The 18684-nt window shown below is 28.1% G+C and carries 19 protein-coding genes and 1 riboswitch; of the genes, 7 read left to right on the forward strand and 12 right to left on the reverse strand.

Translation table 11 applies throughout. The annotated features are described in order from the left end of the window. Positions 1 to 88 precede the first annotated feature (88 nt). Complete coding sequence (locus HMPREF0202_RS11950; protein ID WP_023051058.1) at positions 89 to 1483, forward strand: aminopeptidase P family protein; 1395 nt, start codon at positions 89 to 91, stop codon at positions 1481 to 1483. Between the two features lie 266 nt (positions 1484 to 1749). Here HMPREF0202_RS11950 and HMPREF0202_RS11955 read toward each other — a convergent pair whose 3' ends face one another. The 3 genes from HMPREF0202_RS11955 to HMPREF0202_RS11965 are packed head-to-tail and all read right to left on the reverse strand — an operon-like array spanning position 1750 to position 3955. After that, the gene (locus tag HMPREF0202_RS11955; RefSeq protein WP_023051059.1) at positions 1750 to 2001 is read right to left on the reverse strand and encodes a hypothetical protein; all 252 of its coding nucleotides are present in this window, start codon (positions 1999 to 2001) and stop codon (positions 1750 to 1752) included. Between the two features lie 16 nt (positions 2002 to 2017). Beyond that, positions 2018 to 2860: an outer membrane protein OmpK gene (locus tag HMPREF0202_RS11960; protein ID WP_023051060.1), complete on the reverse strand. Its 843-nt coding sequence runs from the start codon at positions 2858 to 2860 to the stop codon at positions 2018 to 2020. 12 nt (positions 2861 to 2872) lie between these two features. Beyond that, on the reverse strand, positions 2873 to 3955 hold the full coding sequence (locus HMPREF0202_RS11965; protein ID WP_023051061.1) for a pyridoxal phosphate-dependent aminotransferase: 1083 nt from the start codon (positions 3953 to 3955) through the stop codon (positions 2873 to 2875). Positions 3956 to 4065: 110 nt separating this feature from the next. On the opposite strand from HMPREF0202_RS11965, the gene HMPREF0202_RS11970 reads away from it, so the two are divergent. From HMPREF0202_RS11970 to HMPREF0202_RS11990, 5 genes are all read left to right on the forward strand, one after another. Continuing rightward, a complete protein-coding gene (locus tag HMPREF0202_RS11970) occupies positions 4066 to 5037 on the forward strand; it encodes a gluconeogenesis factor YvcK family protein (RefSeq protein ID WP_023051062.1) in 972 nt (323 codons plus the stop codon). Positions 5038 to 5049: 12 nt separating this feature from the next. Beyond that, positions 5050 to 6441, forward strand: a complete 1392-nt coding sequence (locus tag HMPREF0202_RS11975; RefSeq protein WP_023051063.1) for an aminopeptidase — start codon at positions 5050 to 5052, stop codon at positions 6439 to 6441. A 199-nt stretch (positions 6442 to 6640) separates the two neighbouring features. After that, positions 6641 to 6822: riboswitch (cobalamin riboswitch) on the reverse strand. A 110-nt stretch (positions 6823 to 6932) separates the two neighbouring features. After that, entirely contained in the window at positions 6933 to 7868 is a 936-nt protein-coding gene (locus tag HMPREF0202_RS11980; protein ID WP_023051064.1) for an NAD(P)H-dependent flavin oxidoreductase, read from the forward strand. 95 nt (positions 7869 to 7963) lie between these two features. Beyond that, positions 7964 to 9076 carry an ethanolamine utilization protein EutH gene (gene eutH, locus HMPREF0202_RS11985; protein ID WP_051364171.1) on the forward strand — a complete coding sequence of 371 codons (1113 nt, stop codon included), beginning with the start codon at positions 7964 to 7966 and terminating at the stop codon, positions 9074 to 9076. Between the two features lie 5 nt (positions 9077 to 9081). After that, entirely contained in the window at positions 9082 to 10257 is a 1176-nt protein-coding gene (locus HMPREF0202_RS11990) for a M20 family metallopeptidase (RefSeq protein WP_023051066.1), read from the forward strand. 48 nt (positions 10258 to 10305) lie between these two features. Here HMPREF0202_RS11990 and mscL read toward each other — a convergent pair whose 3' ends face one another. From mscL to HMPREF0202_RS12025, 7 genes are all read right to left on the reverse strand, one after another. Then, positions 10306 to 10698, reverse strand: a complete 393-nt coding sequence (gene mscL / locus HMPREF0202_RS11995) for a large-conductance mechanosensitive channel protein MscL (protein ID WP_023051067.1) — start codon at positions 10696 to 10698, stop codon at positions 10306 to 10308. Between the two features lie 27 nt (positions 10699 to 10725). Next, positions 10726 to 10965, reverse strand: a complete 240-nt coding sequence (locus tag HMPREF0202_RS12000; RefSeq protein WP_023051068.1) for a hypothetical protein — start codon at positions 10963 to 10965, stop codon at positions 10726 to 10728. Positions 10966 to 11047: 82 nt separating this feature from the next. Further along, positions 11048 to 12379 (reverse strand): MATE family efflux transporter, encoded by a 1332-nt coding sequence (locus tag HMPREF0202_RS12005; RefSeq protein WP_023051069.1) that lies wholly within the window; start codon positions 12377 to 12379, stop codon positions 11048 to 11050. Between the two features lie 83 nt (positions 12380 to 12462). Then, a complete protein-coding gene (locus HMPREF0202_RS12010) occupies positions 12463 to 13215 on the reverse strand; it encodes a hypothetical protein (RefSeq protein WP_023051070.1) in 753 nt (250 codons plus the stop codon). 49 nt (positions 13216 to 13264) lie between these two features. Further along, positions 13265 to 13960 carry a HesA/MoeB/ThiF family protein gene (locus HMPREF0202_RS12015; protein ID WP_023051071.1) on the reverse strand — a complete coding sequence of 232 codons (696 nt, stop codon included), beginning with the start codon at positions 13958 to 13960 and terminating at the stop codon, positions 13265 to 13267. Further along, positions 13960 to 14181 (reverse strand): MoaD/ThiS family protein, encoded by a 222-nt coding sequence (locus tag HMPREF0202_RS12020; RefSeq protein WP_023051072.1) that lies wholly within the window; start codon positions 14179 to 14181, stop codon positions 13960 to 13962. Before HMPREF0202_RS12020 ends, HMPREF0202_RS12015 begins: the two co-directional genes overlap by 1 nt. Beyond that, on the reverse strand, positions 14175 to 15980 hold the full coding sequence (locus tag HMPREF0202_RS12025) for an aldehyde ferredoxin oxidoreductase family protein (RefSeq protein WP_023051073.1): 1806 nt from the start codon (positions 15978 to 15980) through the stop codon (positions 14175 to 14177). The genes HMPREF0202_RS12020 and HMPREF0202_RS12025 overlap by 7 nt, the downstream gene beginning before the upstream one ends. A gap of 161 nt (positions 15981 to 16141) precedes the next feature. Between HMPREF0202_RS12025 and HMPREF0202_RS12030 the strand changes: the two genes are divergently transcribed. Further along, on the forward strand, positions 16142 to 17179 hold the full coding sequence (locus HMPREF0202_RS12030) for an AbrB family transcriptional regulator (RefSeq protein WP_023051074.1): 1038 nt from the start codon (positions 16142 to 16144) through the stop codon (positions 17177 to 17179). Between the two features lie 46 nt (positions 17180 to 17225). Here HMPREF0202_RS12030 and HMPREF0202_RS12035 read toward each other — a convergent pair whose 3' ends face one another. Together HMPREF0202_RS12035 and HMPREF0202_RS14850 are read right to left on the reverse strand one after the other, a co-directional pair. After that, positions 17226 to 17819 (reverse strand): HAD-IA family hydrolase, encoded by a 594-nt coding sequence (locus tag HMPREF0202_RS12035; RefSeq protein ID WP_170207989.1) that lies wholly within the window; start codon positions 17817 to 17819, stop codon positions 17226 to 17228. 72 nt (positions 17820 to 17891) lie between these two features. Next, a complete protein-coding gene (locus HMPREF0202_RS14850) occupies positions 17892 to 18602 on the reverse strand; it encodes a TrkA C-terminal domain-containing protein (RefSeq protein ID WP_023051076.1) in 711 nt (236 codons plus the stop codon). Positions 18603 to 18684: the final 82 nt, after the last annotated feature.

Raw genomic sequence — 18684 nt, forward strand, 5'->3', positions numbered from 1 at the left:
TGAACTTTTTAAATAATAAAAAAATAAAAAAATATTAAAAAAATATGCTATAGTATTTTTGAAATACTAATATAAAAGGAGGGGTTTTATGTTTGATAAAAATATCTATATTTCAAGAAGAAAAAAATTAAAAGAATTGGTGGGAGATGGATTAATCTTGATTATAGGAAATTCAGAATCACCAATGTCTTATGCAGATAATGCGTATAATTTTATACAAGATTCAACATTTTTATATTATTTTGGATTAAATTCACCAGATTTGATTGGAGTTATAGATGTAGAAAATGATAAAGAATATATATTTGGAAAAGAATTTACAATAGATGATATAATTTGGATGGGACAACAAAAAACTTTTAAAGAAAGAGCTGCAGAAGTAGGGATTGAAAAGTTTGTAGAATCAGAAAAATTGGAAGAGGTATTAGAAAAAGCTAAGTTAAAGAAACAAATTATTCATTTTACTAATCAGTATCGTATTGAAAATAGTTTAAAAATATCTAAATTATTAGATTTTAATTTGGATGATGTAAATAAAAAGTTCTCAAAAAAATTAGTAGCTGGAATAATAGAAATGAGAAATTTAAAAAAAGACTATGAGATTACAGAGTTAGAAAAAGCTACAAATGTGACAAGAGAAATGCATCTAACAGCTATGAAAAATGTAAAGCCTGGAATGAAAGGTTATGAATTGGTAGCGTTGTTGGAAGCAGCAGCAAAAAAATATAATGCTACAACATCTTTCCATACTATTTGCACAACGAATGGTCAAATTTTACATAATCATTTTCATGGAAATACTTTCAAAGAAGGAGATGTAGTTTTATTAGATTGTGGTGCTAGATTAGAAAATGGTTATTGTGGTGATATGACAACAGTTTTTCCAGTTTCAGGAAAGTTTGATTCTAGACAAAAGGATATATATTCATTATTAATTGAGATGTTTGATAGAGCAGAAGAGTGTACAAAGCCTGGAGTAACAAATAAGTTTGTTCATTTAGAGGTTTGTAAAGTTTTAGCTAAGGGGATGATTAAAAGAGGTATTATGAAGGGGAATATAGATGAAATAGTTAATATTGGAGCTCATGCGCTATTTTTCCCACATGGATTAGGACATATGATAGGTTTAGATGTACATGATATGGAGAATTTTGGTGAAAATAATGTTGGTTATGATGAGTTTACAAAAAGAGAGACTCAATTTGGACTAAAATCTTTAAGAATGGGAAAAGAACTAAAAGCAGGGTATGTATTAACAATTGAACCTGGTATTTACTTTATTCCTGAATTAATAGAGAGATGGAAAAAAGAAGGTAAATTCGAAGAGTATATTAACTATGAAGAAGTAAAAAAATATCTAGACTTTGGTGGGATGAGATATGAGGGAGATTTCTTAATAACGGAGAACGGAAATAGAAGATTAGGAGATAAAATGCCTAAATACTTTAATGAAATAGAAGAAATTTTAAAAAACAACAATTAAATGTATTTTAATAGAACTCAAATGTTTTAAAAAAGAAAAAACAAAAATAGATTAAAACTATTTAAAAACATTGTTGACATTTTAGTGCGGATATAGTATTATTAATTGAAACCGATGATTAAGTAAATTTAATACCCCCCAAAAATTTATTTAAATCTTTTTATTTTAACACTCCCCCGTGTTATAAAAAGCTCCTTTTACCCCAAAAGGAGTTTTTTTATTACAAAATATAAAAAATACCCTCTGAAATTTCAGAGGGTAATCTTTTACATTTCAAATATATTATTTATTTTTAAAATATTGTTTTCAAAAACTTCAAATTCTATGTAGGTATAAATATCTTCGACACTATCTTGAAATTTGTTTTCAAAAGCAATAACATTTTCATTTAAGCAATCTTGAATTTCTCTTTCACTTAAATCATTATGTATATTATAATAGTTGTTTTCAATCATAAAATTATTTAACTCTTCAAAAGTCATTTTTTTTCCAATTAAAGAAAGTTCATTTTTTAACATATAATCCTCCTACAAATTAAAACATGATAGCATAATGAATACCAAAAGATTCATTATTTTTATTTGAACTATTTTGATCAACTTGAGAAAAATGGTTATTTATTTGATAGGTATAACTTACAGAGAGATTATTGTTTAGATAAAATCTAATTTGATTTTGCCATTGTAAAGAGTCGTGAGTTTGTTTATTAAATCCAGAGCTATTTTTTGCACCAAAATCATAATCAAGCCATCCACTAAATCCAAATTTCATACCATTTTCAAATTTATAAATAGTACCACCATAAGCAATATTAAACAAATACCCATCCCATTGATCTTCGTTTCGACCATAATTCTTTTCCACATATCTGGCATATAAATTTGTTTTAAAATAATCAAACTTCATATACTTCATTTCTGGGATTGATACATAGTTACCAATACCAACATAATATTTTCTAAGACCATTTTCATATTTTGATTTACCATGAATATTATCAAAATCAAATTGAGTTGCAATAAACCACTCTGATATAGGTCCAATAGACAGATTAGTTCCAGTTAAACCATCTATTGATATTCTAGGTGAAATTTCACCGTAAGTATAGTTATTGTCAACACCATTTTTGTCACTTAACTTAGAGTTTTTAAAGATATTTGATCTATCCACAAACCAATATAAATCTAAAAGATTATATCTAGTTGTTCCTTGTATCTCTAAAATAACATCTTTTTCTGAAGCTCCTTGACCACTAGGTAAAGCATTACCTTTAATAAGGCTACCTTCTAAAACAGTAAAATTCCAAGGTTCATATTTAGCATAACTTACTGTTGAAAGTACAACTGAACCTAAAAGTAAAATTTTCTTTAATAACATAATCCCTCCGTGTTAATATTCCCGTATAAATCCTTCAATCTCCTTTAACAGAAGATTAATATTTTCTTTAGTGAGTACACAAACTCTAAAAAACTTTTCATTTAATTTATCAAAAGATTGAGCCTTTCTAATAATAATTCCTTTTTTAGATAGATAATTATAAAGGTTGTTAGCATCAAATCTAGAGCTTAAAATTTCACAAAGAATAAAATTACTATTTGAGTTATAAACTTTAAACTCTTTAAAGTTTTTTAAGCCTTTAAATAGTAAATTGAAATTTTCATTAAAATCATTATGACACATATTTATAAAATCATAATCTTTAAACATAGCTTCACCCATTAAAGAAGCAAAAATATTTATATTCCAAAGATTAGGAATAATATTTAAAGAGTCTAAAATTTCTCCCTTTGAAACAATAGCATATCCAAGCCTAATTCCAGGAGTAGAAAAGAACTTAGAAGTTCCTCTAATAACTATAAATTTATCATACTTATTAACTAAATTGATAGCAGAAGTTTTAGAAGAATCTGTAAATTCAATATATGTTTCATCAATCATAATTGGTTTTTTAAAATTTAAATAAATTTTTTCAAGATCTTCAACAGAGATTAATGTTCCTGTAGGGTTGTTTGGATTGCAGATAATAATCATATCAAAGCAATTAGAAGAAATAAATGAGATTAAATGATCTATATTGATTTGAAAGTTATTTTCTTTTTCATAAAAAAACTTAGTAATTTTTGACCCAACTTTAATTAATTCATTTTCATATTCAGAATAGGCAGGTGATAAAAGTAAAGTATCTTTTGGAGATATAATTTTAATTGTAGAAGATATAAGTTCTGTAGCTCCACTACCTAAAACAATATTTTCTGAATTACAATTACAGTAGCTTGAAATACTAGCCTTTAATTCTATATAATCAGGATCAGGATAAATACTTGCAAGTTGTAGGTTATCTTTTAGTTTTTTTAATCCTTTAGGACTAAGTCCAAAAGGATTTATATTTGAACTAAAATCAATAATTTGATTTTCATTAATACCCAATGTTTCTGATAGTTGATGAAGATTTGCTCCATGATTATTTTTCATAAAACCCCTCCATTATTTAAAATATATAACTATTTTAACAAATATAGTTTTTTTTTGCAAAAGAATGTTATAAAATATAAATATAATTAAAAATAAAAAGGGGAATAGTAATGAGAAATCCAAAAGTAGTAGTAATAGGAGGTGGAAGTGGACTTTCTGTAGTATTAAGAGGGTTAAAACACTTTCCAATAGATGTAACAGCTATTGTTTCTGTTGCAGATAGTGGTGGAAGTAGTGGTATTTTAAAGAAAGAATTTAATATACCAGCACCAGGTGATTTAAGAAATGTGATGATAGCTTTGAGTAATGTAGAGCCTTTAATAGAGGAGGTTTTTCAATATAGGTTTAGAGAGGATTCTTCAATAGGCGCTCATCCATTAGGAAATTTGTTAATAACAGCAATGACAGAGATTACGGGCGATGTACAAGTTGCCTTAAGAAGACTTAGAAAACTTTTTAATATTAATGGAAAAATACTTCCTGCAACCTTAGAAAAAATAGAGTTAATAGCAGAAAAGACGAGTGGAGGATTTGTATTTGGTGAATCAGATATACCAGTTTTAGGAGAAAAAATAAAAAGAGTTTTTTATGATGGAAAAGTAAATAGTCCAAAGGAAAATATTAAAGCTATTGAAGAAGCTGATTTAATAGTATTTTCTATAGGAAGTCTTTATACAAGTATTATTCCAAATTTACTATTAGAGAATATGCAAGAGGCTTTAAAGAAATCAAAAGCACAAAAAATTTATATTTGCAATGCTATGGGACAAATGGGGGAAACAGAAAATTATAGCGTTGCAGATCACATAGAATCAATAAATAGACATGTAGGATTTGATATGATTGATAAAGTGATAGTTAATTCAGTTGAGATACCAGAAGAGATACTTAAAAGATACAGTGACGAAGGCAGTACACTTGTTGAATTAGATATAAATAGATTAAAGAAAATGAGAGTAAAAGTAATAAAAGAACCTTTGATAAAAATAGATTCAGAAAAAAGAGTTAGGCATTTATCGCATAAATTAGCAGCAGTTGTATATTCGCAAATAGATAGTCTTGAAAATTTTTATGATGAATAAAAGGAGGAGAAAATGTTATTAAAAAAAGAGAATGGGTGGAAAAATAAGGATTTGGAGAGGGAAAAAATATTTGATTTTTGTCAAGAATATAAAACTTCTTTAGATTTAGGAAAAACAGAAAGAGAATATGTAAGATTTGGGTTAGAATTAGCTAAAAAAAATGGGTTTGTATGTGCTAATTCAAAGGAAAGATTAGAAGCAGGGGATAAAGTTTATTATGTAAACAGAGAGAAAAATTTGGTTTTAGTAGTGGTGGGAAAAGAAGATATCAAAAAAGGAATAAATTATGTAGTTTCTCATATTGATTCTCCAAGAATAGATTTAAAGCAAAATCCACTATATGAAGAGCTAGAGCTAGCGTATATGAAAACGCATTATTATGGTGGAATAAAAAAATATCAATGGGCATCAATACCTTTGTCTTTACATGGTGTTGTTATTTTAGCTAATGGAGAAAGAAGAGATATTATAATAGGAGAAAAAGAGGACGATCCTGTATTTACAATACCAGATTTATTACCACATTTAGCTGCGAAATATCAAGGAGATAGACAAACTTCTGAAGTTATAAAAGGTGAAGAGTTGCAAATAATAGTTGGATCTATACCAACTGAAGTTAAAAATAGTGAAATTAAAGAATTAATAAAATATCAAATTTTAGAAGAGTTAAACAGAACATATAATATGATAGAAGAGGATTTTATATCGGCAGAATTTCAATTAGTTCCAGCTTTTAAAGCTAAAGATGTGGGATTAGATAGATCTCTTATTGGAGCTTATGGTCAAGATGATAGAGTTTGTGGTTACACTTCATTGAGAGCAATATTAGATTTAAGTGAAATTCCAGTAAAAACAGCGGTTTGTTTTTTAGCAGATAAAGAAGAAACAGGTTCCCATGGATCAACAGGATTACAATCTAATTATTTAGAATATTTTACAAGTGATTTAATCAACAAAATTCAAGGGGCATATAATGATTTAGATTTAAGAAAAACTCTTTGGAATTCGAATGCATTATCATCAGATGTAAATGCAGCAATGGACCCTATATTTAAAGGAGTTCATGAACCTCAAAATGCAGCAAAATTAAATTATGGTATTGTTGTAACTAAATTTACAGGAGCTAGAGGTAAGAGCGGAACAAATGATGCAGATGCAGAGTATGTATGGAGTATAAGAAATCTATTAAATACTCATGGAATTACTTGGCAAATTGGTGAATTAGGTAGAGTTGATGAAGGTGGAGGAGGAACCGTTGCGATGTTTTTAGCTGAAGTAGGAATAAAAACAATAGATGTAGGACCAGCACTTTTAGCAATGCACTCACCATTTGAAGTATCATCAAAATTAGATATATATGAAACTTATAGAACATACAAAGTATTTTTTGAGAAAATGATTTAAAAAAATAGGAAAGCTCTCTATTCTAGACAACATTTCTAGATTAGAGAGCTTTTAAAAGTTTGTTTAAAAGTTTGTTTGTTTTTATAAAAGTTTTTTTAGTTTGTTTTCCTTATAGTCAAAAAAATTCATGTTATTAAAGATATTTATATAGACTTAAGGAAAAAAATGCCAAAATTTCATCATATTTAGTTCCTCCCTCGAAGATAATTCACTAGAGATAAATATCCTGACTCTTTTCATTCTACTCGTAAACCTTCCCAGAAATAAATCCAGTGGTATAAAATACTTTCGTCCAAATTACAGTGGCGGGGCCGTAGAGGAATCAAACCTCATTTCCTTATCTAAGTGTCCTGTTATATTATTTAACATTAATATGAATATACTCCATATATTGTTTAAAGTCAAGGGTGAAATTTAAATAAAAAAAGTTTCCATTTTTTGATAACATATGTTATTATAACAAGTGTTATTATACTTGGAGGTGAATTTAAGTGAAAATAGGAGATTTAAATATAGAGGTACCAATTATTCAAGGAGGAATGGGAATAAGAGCATCAATGTCGAGATTAGCTTCAGCAGTAGCAAATCAAGGAGGAGTTGGTGTTATATCAGGAACTGCAATTCCAGCAGAAGAATTTAGAGAAGAAATAAGAAAAGCAAAAGAGATGATTATAGAAAAAGGTGGAGCACTTGGAGTAAATATAATGGTTGCTGCATCAAATTTTGCAGAGGCAGTAAAAGTATCGATAGAAGAGAAAGTCGATATGATAATCTGTGGAGCAGGATTCTCAAGAGATATATTTGAAACTGTAAAAGGAACAGGAGTAAAAATTATTCCAATAGTTTCAAGTTTAAAATTAGCTAAGATAGCTGAAAAATTAGGTGCGGATGCCATTGTTGTGGAAGGTGGGAACGCAGGTGGACATTTAGGAACAGATAAAGATTCTTGGGATATAGTTGAAGAGATAGTAAATGGTGTTTCAATTCCAGTTTTTGGAGCTGGAGGGGTAATTACACCAGAAGATGCAGAAAGAATGATGGCTTTAGGTGTGGATGGAGTTCAAATGGGAAGTAGATTTATAGCAACTGAGGAGTGTGAGGTAAGTCAAGAATTTAAAGAAATGTATGTTAATTCAAAAGAGGGAGATGTAGTTCAAATTATGAGCTCTGCAGGTCTTCCAGCAAATGCTATAGTATCACCATATGTAAAAAGAGTTATTAACGAAGAAAAATTAACTCCTAAAAAGTGTACAAGTTGTTTAAAAAAATGTAGCAGAAAATTTTGTGTAAAAGATAGTTTGATAAAAGGTCATGAAGGTGATTCATTAGAAGGAATTTTCTTTGCAGGAAAAGATGCGTGGAAAATTAACGAGATTTTATCAGTGAAAGAAGTGTTTGATTTATTTAGAAGTAAAGTTGTAAAATAATATAAAAATAAATAGAAATCTAGTACGTTAGTACTAGATTTTTTTTATATTCATGATATAATCAATTGATAAAAATAGAATTAGGAGGATTAAAGTTGAAAGTTATATTTTTTATTCTAACTTTTTTTGCGGTTTTAGGAGCCTTAGATAGATGTTTTGGAAATAAATTGGGATATGGAAAAAGATTTCAAGAAGGAATATATGTAGCGGGTCCTTTGATACTTGCTATGTTAGGAATTTTATCGATAAGTCCATTAATTTCAAAATTTTCAAAACCATTTGTTGAAAAACTTTACTTTTTAACTGGGATTGATCCCTCGATATATATAAACTCAATTTTAGCAACAGATATGGGAGGATATTTTTTAGCGAAAGATTTAGCAATAAATAAGGAATTAATCGATTTTTCAGGAATAATATTAGGTTCAATGTTAGGAACAGTAGTAATTTTTACAATGCCTGTAGCTTTTGGAATTATTGATGACTTGTCAAAAGAGAATTTTTCTAAAGGAATATTGAGTGGTGTAGCTACAATTCCTTTAGGCTGCTTTGTGGCAGGAGTAATTATGGGTCTTGATATAATTTTAATTGTTCACAATTTAATACCGGTAGTAATTTTTTCAGGAATAATTTGTACAGGACTATGGTTTTTTCCAGAGAAAACTTGCAAGTTATTTGATAAATTTGGGAAAGGAATGACAGTAGTAATAACTTTAGGATTAGTTTTAACTATTATAGAAACTATGTTCGGATATTCAATAATTAAAGGATTAAATCCTATAGATGAAAGCATGAAGATAGTTACAAGAGTAGCTTTAACTTTAAGTGGTGCTTATCCATTGTTATATTTTATAGAAAAATATTTTAAAGAAACTTTGAAAAAAATGGGCTCTTTATTAGGAATAGATGAGAGTGGTACAGCTGGTTTTATGGCATCTTTAGTGAGTAGTATACCAATGTTTGGAATTTTTAATAAAATGGATAATAACAGTAAAATAATAAATAGCGCATTTGCGGTAGCAGGTTCATATGTTTTTGGAGGACAGTTAGGATTTGTGGCAGGAGTTTCTCCTGATAATATATTACCTTTCATTGTAGCCAAATTAGTAGCTGGATTTAGTGCAATTTATCTGGCTAAAACTATGTTTATAAATAAAAAAGAAAAAAATAAAAGCTTTGTATTAAATAAAAATTTTAAAATAAACTAGGAGGGATGAATTTGGAAAAAATTATATTAGAATTAAAAGAAAGATATATGGAAATTTTTGAAGAATTAAAAGATTTAAATAGCTATCTTTTTGAAAATCCAGAATTAGGTTTAAAAGAATTTAAAGCAAGAGATAGACATTGTGAAATTTTAAGTAAATATGGATTTTTTATAGAGAAAGGTTATTGTGGAATTGAAACAGCCTTTTTAGCAAATTATGTAGGAGAAAAACCTGGACCAAGAATAGCTTATTTAGCTGAATATGATGCGCTTCCAGAAATAGGTCATGGATGTGGTCATAATATTTTAGGTGTAACTAGTAGTGCTGCTGGAATACTTTTAAGAGAGTTTGTAAATATATATGGTGGAGAAGTATTAGTTATTGGAACGCCAGCGGAAGAAACAGATGGGGCAAAGGTAGCTATGGTTAAATCTGGAGCATTTAATAATATTGATGTTGCGATGATAGTTCATCCTACAAGTGGAAATTTACACTTGAGAAGTAGTTCGAGTCAGGCTATGGAAGCTTTACAATTTACATTTAAGGGGAAAACTTCTCATGCAGCTGGATCTCCTCATTTAGGAATAAATGCTTTAGATGGTGTAATTAATTTATTCAACACAATAAACGCATTAAGACAACAAATACTACCAACTGATAGAGTACATGGAATTATAACAAAAGGTGGAGAAGCAGCTAATATAATTCCAGATTTAGCTGTAGCTAATTTTTATGTAAGATCAAGAAATAAAAATGAATTGGATACACTTTTAGAAAAAGTATTAAATTGTGCTAAAGGTGCTGCAATTTCTTCAGGAACTAAATTAGAAATAGAAAACTACGAAACAAGTTTTTTAGATTTAATAACAAACAAAACTTTAATGAATCTTTACGAGGAAAGTTTAAAAGATATAGGAATAACTGAAATGAAAGATTCGGAGGATAGTGGATCTACTGATGCAGGAGATGTAAGTCATGTGTGTGCGACAATTCATCCATATTTACCTTTATATAAAGATGTAATTAGTCATAGCAGAGAATTAGCACAGTGTACAATTGAAGATGGAGCTTATAAAGGTATGGAAGAAGCTGTATTAGCTCTTACTTTAACAGGAATAAAAATATTAAAAAGTGAAAAAATATTAGATGAAATAAAATTAGAGTTTGATAATAGAAAATAATAAAAAAGGATTGTCATATTTAGGACAATCCTTTTCTTTTGTTTAAAGTTATTTTTTAGCTAAAAGATCTCTGATTTCTGTTAATAGAATCTCCTCTTTACTAGGACCAGGAGCAGGAGGTGCCTCCTCTTTTTTACGAAGATGATTAATACCTTTAACCATCAAAAAAATACAAAATGCAATTATAGTAAAATCAACAACAGATTGGATAAAATTACCATATCGTATAGCCGCCTCAGGCACAGTTCCTTCAGCAGGTTTAATAACATACTTCAAATTGCTAAAATTAACTCCACCTAAAAATATGCCAATAATAGGCATTAAAATATCATTTACAATAGAACTAACAATCTTTCCAAAAGCACCACCAATAATAACACCAACAGCTAAATCTATAGCGTTTCCTTTTATGGCAAACTCTTTAAATTCTTTTAAAAACATTTAATAGCCTCCTTAATTACAGCAAGATTAAGAGATTTCAATAGCCTTAATTACATCACAATCAAGAGCATTACGATATAAACCTAATACTGTAGGAATTCCATCAGATTCATCAGATTTAGACACCATAAACTCTTTGATTCTAATTTTATGGCATTTTTTACATTTATATATATAGTATAGTTGACTCATCTCGTTTCCATAATCATCAGTAAAATTTTTCTTCGCTAGTCCTAAGAATTCAAAGTCGTGTACAAAGTGCAGCATAGATTTCCCTCCTTTTATTATAAAAGTATTATGCTAAATATATACTAAATAAAAGTTAATTTCTTTTTCTAACTAAAAAAAATTATAAGATTTTTCTGTTTTTCTTTTTCAATGTTACTGCAGCACCTGTTATGAATGTCATAAAATCTGCGAAAGGTAGAGAAAGCCAAACACCGTCAATTCCTATAAAATCAGGTAAAGTAAATATACCAATAATAATAAACACAAAACTTCTTCCAAAAGATAAAATATTAGCAAAAGTAGATTTTTCCATAGATTGAAGATAAGATATATTTATAAAGTTCGCTCCTAAAAAAATAACAGCTGAGGAATAGATTAAAAGACCTCTAGAAGCAAGTTTAATTAACTCTATATCACCATTAAAAAATTCTATAATAAAATTTCTTTCAAAATAAACGAAAAAAAGAATTGATAAAGCGACAATTAAAGAAATTTTATGTCCTAAAATTAAAGTTGCTTTAATTCGATCTCGGTGTTTAGCACCAAAATTATAACTAATGATGGGTTGAATTCCTTGAGCTAAACCATTAAAAATCATTCTAAAAACATAGAAAATATATGCAATTATACTAAAAGCAGCAACTCCAATCTCGCCAGTTAAAATCATTAAAGTAGAGTTGAATAAAATTGTAATAATAGCGACAGCAAACTCTAAAATGAATGATGAAAAGCCATTTGAGCAGATTCTTTTTATAATTTGTAAATTTAAAGTCTCTTTTATAAATTTTATATTACAGTCTTTCCTAAAGAAATATGAGAGTAAAAATAATGCAGATGCCATTTGAGCAATTCCAGTAGCATAAGCAGCACCATACATTCCCCACTTAAATTTAATTATGAATAAAGCATCTAGTACAATATTGACAATCGCACCTATTCCCATAGAGGCCATAGCAAAATTTGGGCTATTATTGTTTCTAACAACTGCATTTAAGGATATAGAAAGCATAAAAAATATACTAAAAATAACTCCAGGAATTAAATAAGCTTTAGTTAAATAGAAAAGTTTCTCACTGCTTCCAAGTAAGAAAATTATTTTATCTTGAAAAATAAGAGTTAATGAACAAATAAGAATATATGATATGACATTTAAAATAATCATATGTGAAAAGTATCTGTTAACTTCTTTTAAATTTCCTTCTCCTTGTTTTATAGAAATAACTGTTGCACCACCAGTTCCAAACATCAAACTTAAAGCTATAGTTAGTGTAATAATGGGATAAGCTAAGTTTATAGCAGCTAAACCATCTCCACCAATTCCTCTACCAATAAAAATGCCATCAACAATAACATAGAAAGCCGATATTAACATTCCCATAACAGCAGGAAAAGAAAAATTAAAAAATAACCTACTTATAGAATCCTTCTCTAAATCAATTGAACGAAATTTCATTATTAACTCCTTTTAAAATTTTTACGCTGAGGTAGATTATAACATAAAAAAAAGAGACTGATAAGTCTCTTTTTAAATTCCTTTTAAGCTATAAAAATTGGAGTATTAACATGCTCTAAAATGTTTAAACCCATACGATTAGTTACTTTTTCAAAGAAAAAAGAATGACTAAGATTTCCCATGATTAAAAGAGATGTTTTATTAAGTTCGAAATAAAAATCTTCAATATCATCTAAAGGTGAAGAGAAACCTCTTAAATTTGGTAGTACTCCTTTATCGTGAATAAGTTCAAGTAAAGTATGTTCATTTTTCTTATAGTTCCATGTAAAAACATCAAGTTTTTCAATATCTGTAGTTGAAAATAAAGTAAGGAAATTATAAACACTTTTATTAACTTTTATTCCATCATCAGATACAATACCGATATTTTCAAAACTTAAAGGTTTACCTCTTAAAACTATAATTGGTCTATATATAGTTTTTAAAATTTCTAAAAAAAGATCTCCTAAAAATAATCCTTCTTGGTAAATAAGAAGATCATTTAATCTTAAAAGGTTTTTTAAATTTTCTGTAGTAACTTGAACAATTGTAAGTAGATGAGCATTTAACTTATGTTCAATTAACTTTTCTTTTGTTTTATCTAAAAAATCATCTTGAAGTTCAGAAAAATCTTCAAGAAGATTTGCTGAATCTTCAGAATTGTTAATAAAAGGGTTTACATTTAATGCATAAACAGGAGTTATCTCAAAACCAAATTCTTTTTTTAATGAAAGACAACTTTCAATTATTAAATTAAGATCATCTCCACTTTTAAAAATAACAAGTGCTTTTTTCATAAAAACCTCCAAATATATTGATATCTACAATTAATCTATTGAAAATAGTTCATTTTTCCTTTTTAATTTCAAAAGAAATCCATTGAATTTCAAAAATATTCATATCTATATAATAAAAACCATTAGTTTTTATTGTTTTTTTTAAAATTAATTTAAGAAAAATATTTATTTGTAAAGATGCTACAATTGATACGACAAAGCAAAGATTACCTGTTTTACTTTCCACTCCTTCAATATTTTTTTTTGGATAAATTTGTTTTAATAATGTAAAATTAGGTAAAATACAACTGACTTGTCCGAAATATCCTGCAACTGCTCCATAAATAAGGGGTGTGTTGAAAATTTGACATTGTTCTTCGATATTGAACTTAGTAATTATATTATCACAGCAATCGAAAACGATATCTATGTCTTCAAAAATAGTTTTAAAGCAACATTCTTCAAATTTATAATTAAAAATCTCTACATCAATCAAAGAATTAATTGAGTTAATATATTTTTTTCCCTCTAAAACTTTAGAGAGACCAATATTTTTTTCTGTTGATAAAAGTTGGCGATTTAAATTAGTAATATCAAAATTATCAAAATCGATGAGTTTAATTTTATTTACTCCTAGTCGAGCTAAAGAGTCTAAAACAAATCCACCAAGACCACCAAGGCCAATAACTAAAATGTTTTTTTGTTTTATAATTTTTTGTTCAAATTCACTTAATGAGTCAAAATTTTTGATATATCTTTTTTCCATTAGCCACCACCAACAGGTGGAAAAATTGAAATAATATCGTCATCACAAAGTTTTATATCTAAAGAGCGATGAAAGCCATTAACTAAAAATATAGATACTTGATCTTGTGAAATATTAAAGATTTTAAGAAGTTGAACTCCTGTAATATCTTGATAAAATGGTATTTTTATAATATTTTCTCTATTATCTCTAAGAGTAGCAAAAAAGCGAATCTCTAACATAAATCTTCTAATCCTAGTTTTTGTAGAGTTTCTTTTGTAGGAAAAGCATTTTCCCATCCACGAGCTTTGTAATATTCAGGAAGCATTATATCAAGTTTACTTTTAAGTCCTTTAGAAGGACCATCTACAATAGCTTCTTTTAAAAGACGTTTAGGAAGTTTGTCATCTTCAGGTTTCATTCCAGCTCTTTTATTGAAAATTCTTTCTAAGTTATAGATTCGTTCACCAGTATCTAAAAGTGATGTTACAGTGTGTTCAGTACCAGTAGCAGCATTTAAGAAGTTAGTATAATCCTCTGCATTAAGGGCAAAAGAAGTGAATAGACACATTCCCATAGAATCAATAACAGCAGTTAAATCTTGGAATATTTTAGTCCAAGAGGCTTTATTGTCTGTAACAGTTCGATCTAATAACTCAGGGTGAGCTAAAATTTCAGGAGATATCATATAGCCTCTAACATGGCATCCCCCACGGTTACTAGTAGCATAATTTAAACCAATACCCTGTATCCCACGAGCATCATATGCAGGAAGTTCTTGTTTTTTAACAGACATTGAGATTTCAGGATGACCATAATACTCACACAATCTTTGTGAACCTAAAGCCATTAATTTACCGAGAGGAGTTTCTCCAAATCCAATTCTTTTTGTCCATTCAACTACAGCAATTTTACTTCCAAACTTTAAAGGAATGCCTTCGCAATCATTTTCAGAGATAAGGCCTTTTTCGTATAGTTCCATTCCAGCGGCAATAGTACAAGGTACAGATATTGCATCTAATCCAAGTTCATTGCACCAAAAATTAGCTTCATTAATTGTAGGTATATCGTAGACTCCACAATTTCCACCATATGCCCATAAAGTTTCATACTCAGGACCTCCAATTTCTTTTCCTTCTCGTTCTACAACTCGTCCACAACCTATTGGACATCGGTGACAGTTATATGTTCTTTTTAAATATTTTTCAGTAAGAGTTTCTCCACTTATATTTTCTGCATTTTGAGAATATGATCCTTGCCAATTATTTGTAGGAAAACTTCCAGTTTCATTTATAATATTTACAAGAACAGCAGTTCCATAAGTAGGTAGACCAGTACCAGTTACACCATCTTCTTTTATTTTTTTCATTGCTATAACTAATTCTTTTCTTAGAGCATCTGGATTATTGACAGGGATTGAATTTTTTGAGGAATTAACAACAATTGCTTTTAAATTTTTAGATCCCATAACAGCTCCTACTCCAGATCTACCAGCAGCTCGATCAGTGTCATTTATAATAGCAGCCATTAGAGAGAGATTTTCACCTCCAGGACCAATATTCAAAACAGAAGCTTGAGGATATTTCTCTTTTAAAAAAATATCAGTTTCGGTACTAGTTTTTCCCCAAACATGATGTGCATTTAAAATCTCGACTTTGTCATCATTAATATATAAATATTTAGGAGTACTACTTTTACCTTCTATGATAATGCCATCAAAACCTGAATATTTTAATTTAGCTCCCCATTCACCACCGGAGTTAGAGCAAGCAATCATACCAGTAAGAGGAGATTTTGTAACAACAACATATCTGCCACCTGTTGGAACAGATGCTCCAGTAACAGGTCCAGTCATAATAACTAATTTATTTTCGCTCGATAAAGGATCAACACTGGGATCGATTTCGTCTAAAAGAATTTTACTCCCTAATCCTCTTGCACCAATAAATTTTTTAGCAATTTCTAAATTTAAAGGCTCTACTTTTATTTCATTGGTTGTTAAATTGATTCTTAATAATTTTTCATTATATGATGTTTTCATAAATACATACCTCCATATAAATTATATTAATGACTATAAAAACCTATTATTGCGAGTATACCTCATAAATAAGTTATTATCAATAGAATAAGTTAAGAAAAAATATATCTTTTTCAAGAAATATGATAAGATAAATTCAACGATATTATTTGGAGGGGATGATGGAGTTTTTAATAACTATAATTGTAGCTATAGTTGGAGGGAAAATTGGTTTAAAATTAAAAATACCAGCAGGAGCTATGATTGGATCTATGGTTTTGGTTTCGATTTTTAATTTATTTTCAGGTAAGGCTATAATGCCACAAGAGTATAAGGTGTTGACACAGATAGCTACAGGAGCATTTATTGGTGCAAGAATAGAAAAGAAGGACATTTTAGGATTAAGAGAGGTATTAAAGCCAGCAATACTAATAGTTAGTTGTATGGCATTAATGAATTTTATTTTAGGATATGTACTTTATAAGAATTCATCATTAGATTTAGCAACAGCATTATTTTCAACTGCTCCTGGTGGCATGATGGATATGACTCTGATTGCTCATGAACTAAATGCTGATTCAGCTAAGGTTGTGATGTTTCAACTAATTAGATTAATATCTGTAATTGGAGTTATTCCCATTTTTTTAAAAAAAATAATAAGAAAAAAAGGAGAGGCTGAAGTAGTAAAAACTTATGAAAAAAGCAAATCTGATAAGAAAAATAGTTTAGAGAATATAATTTTAACAATAGTTGTTGGAATTGTAATAGGGTATATAGGGTATTTATCAAAAGTACCAGCAGGAGCCTTGAGTTTTTCTATGATTGGAGTTGGAATATTTAATATTTTTTTGAATAGAGGAGTTATGCCAATTCCTTTGAGACAATTAATTCAGATGTTTGGAGGAGCTTTGATAGGAACTAAAGTATCTTTAAAAGATGTTTTAGAAATGGGACAGTTATTACATTTGGTTGTTATTGTTATTGTAGGATTTTTATTTATGAATATTATTATTGGTTTAATAGTTTATAAATCAAGTAACTTTAATATAGCAACGTCTCTTTTTTCAGCAGCACCAGGAGGAGTATCAGATATTTCTATTATTGCAAGTGAAATGGGAGCAGATACTCCAAAAGTTGCGATTATCCAGTTAATGAGATTGGTATCAATTGTAAGTTTTTATCCTATATTAATTCAAATTATTGTAAAAATAATAAAATAAAAAAGAACTCTTAAAAAATTAGAGTTCTTTTTATTATATTTTAAAATTAAAGTAGTGGTTTAATCGAATTTTTAAGTTCATCACAATTTGTAAATAATACACTATGAAAACCTATTTTTTTAGCTTCTTCAATATTATCGAAATTATCATCTATAAATAGTGTTTCACTAGGATTTAAATTATATTTTGAAAGAAGAATTGCATATATAAAATGATCAGGTTTTAAAGTATTAACTTGATATGAAATAACGCCACCATTTCCAATTCTTAAAAAATCATGCTTATTATACATTTTCTCATAAACATCTTTTTGAAAGTTAGAAAGATAATAAATATTATATCCATAATCTTTTAATGATTTTAAGAGATTAACGTTTGCTTCAATAGGAATAAGCATTTCGTGCCACTTATCAAGAACAATAGATATCTCTTTTTTTAAATCAGGGGCTTTTGTCTTAAAAATCTTTTCAGCAACTTCATAGTCGATAGAACCACGATCTAACTCTTTCCATTCGTCACTTAAAAAAATTAATTTGTATAACCTATCTTCAATATTTTTTTCAAATCCTAATCCTTTTAAAAATTCTTGTGGATGAAAATCTAGCAGAACATTACCAATATCAAATACTATATTTTTCATAATGCCTCCTTTAAAAAATAATTTAGGGTTATTATAAACATACCTCATAAATAAGAAAACATCAATAGCAATTTATAAAAAATCTTTTTCTTTTACAAAAAGTTTTTTTATATTTTTTAAAGTTCCAAAGATAATGACTTTATCGCCATTCTCTAAAATACTTTCACCAGTTACACCAATAGATACATCCTCATTTTTTATAATAGTTAGAATTTGGAGAGTGTAGTTTAAACGAATATTAGAATTTTTTAATTGAACGTTAGATAATTCCTCAGGAAGATTAGTTATTGTAACTTCAGCAATAACTTCAGTTTTAAAAACTCCAAGAATCATTATCGGATTATGCTGATTTTTAAACATTGCTTTAATACCAATTTTACTTATAAAACGATCGAAATTATTTTTTACAAAATTAACTTTTAAAAGAGAGTACCAGATAATAATGAGTGCAATTATTGCTATAAGAACTTTAACAATTAAATGAAAAATATTTCCATCAGTTAATCTCATAAAAAAATTTATAACCATGGAAACAATTGTAACAGAAAATATATAACCAAAAAGAATTGTTACAAAAGCCAATTTTCTTCGTTTTCTAGAAGATGTGATAAGCTCACTTTCAACAGTTGTAAAACCACAAGTTGTTAGCATAGAAATTACTTGAAAACGTGCAGTTTCTTCTGTAAGTCCAGTAAGTCTAAATAAAATAGTAAATATCTCACAAATTAAAAGATAGGTTAACATTAAGCTAAAAAATGCTAATATTGCGAAATCAGTACTCATAACACCACCTTTAAAATCTATTTAGTTAAAAATAATTATGATATATTAAAATACTATTAAAAAAATAAAATCCTTTTTAATT

The sequence above is a fragment of the Cetobacterium somerae ATCC BAA-474 genome (assembly GCF_000479045.1).
In the GTDB taxonomy this organism is placed as follows: Bacteria; Fusobacteriota; Fusobacteriia; order Fusobacteriales; family Fusobacteriaceae; genus Cetobacterium_A; species Cetobacterium_A somerae.

Coding starts and splice junctions, on each gene's coding strand:
- HMPREF0202_RS11950 (WP_023051058.1), top strand. CDS start 89: ATGTTTGATAAAAATATCTATATTTCAAGAAGAAAAAAATTAAAAGAA.
- HMPREF0202_RS11955 (WP_023051059.1), bottom strand. CDS start 2,001: ATGTTAAAAAATGAACTTTCTTTAATTGGAAAAAAAATGACTTTTGAA.
- HMPREF0202_RS11960 (WP_023051060.1), bottom strand. CDS start 2,860: ATGTTATTAAAGAAAATTTTACTTTTAGGTTCAGTTGTACTTTCAACA.
- HMPREF0202_RS11965 (WP_023051061.1), bottom strand. CDS start 3,955: ATGAAAAATAATCATGGAGCAAATCTTCATCAACTATCAGAAACATTG.
- HMPREF0202_RS11970 (WP_023051062.1), top strand. CDS start 4,066: ATGAGAAATCCAAAAGTAGTAGTAATAGGAGGTGGAAGTGGACTTTCT.
- HMPREF0202_RS11975 (WP_023051063.1), top strand. CDS start 5,050: ATGTTATTAAAAAAAGAGAATGGGTGGAAAAATAAGGATTTGGAGAGG.
- HMPREF0202_RS11990 (WP_023051066.1), top strand. CDS start 9,082: ATGAATTTGGAAAAAATTATATTAGAATTAAAAGAAAGATATATGGAA.
- mscL (WP_023051067.1), bottom strand. CDS start 10,698: ATGTTTTTAAAAGAATTTAAAGAGTTTGCCATAAAAGGAAACGCTATA.
- HMPREF0202_RS12000 (WP_023051068.1), bottom strand. CDS start 10,965: ATGCTGCACTTTGTACACGACTTTGAATTCTTAGGACTAGCGAAGAAA.
- HMPREF0202_RS12005 (WP_023051069.1), bottom strand. CDS start 12,379: ATGAAATTTCGTTCAATTGATTTAGAGAAGGATTCTATAAGTAGGTTA.
- HMPREF0202_RS12010 (WP_023051070.1), bottom strand. CDS start 13,215: ATGAAAAAAGCACTTGTTATTTTTAAAAGTGGAGATGATCTTAATTTA.
- HMPREF0202_RS12015 (WP_023051071.1), bottom strand. CDS start 13,960: ATGGAAAAAAGATATATCAAAAATTTTGACTCATTAAGTGAATTTGAA.
- HMPREF0202_RS12020 (WP_023051072.1), bottom strand. CDS start 14,181: ATGTTAGAGATTCGCTTTTTTGCTACTCTTAGAGATAATAGAGAAAAT.
- HMPREF0202_RS12025 (WP_023051073.1), bottom strand. CDS start 15,980: ATGAAAACATCATATAATGAAAAATTATTAAGAATCAATTTAACAACC.
- HMPREF0202_RS12030 (WP_023051074.1), top strand. CDS start 16,142: ATGGAGTTTTTAATAACTATAATTGTAGCTATAGTTGGAGGGAAAATT.
- HMPREF0202_RS12035 (WP_170207989.1), bottom strand. CDS start 17,819: ATGAAAAATATAGTATTTGATATTGGTAATGTTCTGCTAGATTTTCAT.
- HMPREF0202_RS14850 (WP_023051076.1), bottom strand. CDS start 18,602: ATGAGTACTGATTTCGCAATATTAGCATTTTTTAGCTTAATGTTAACC.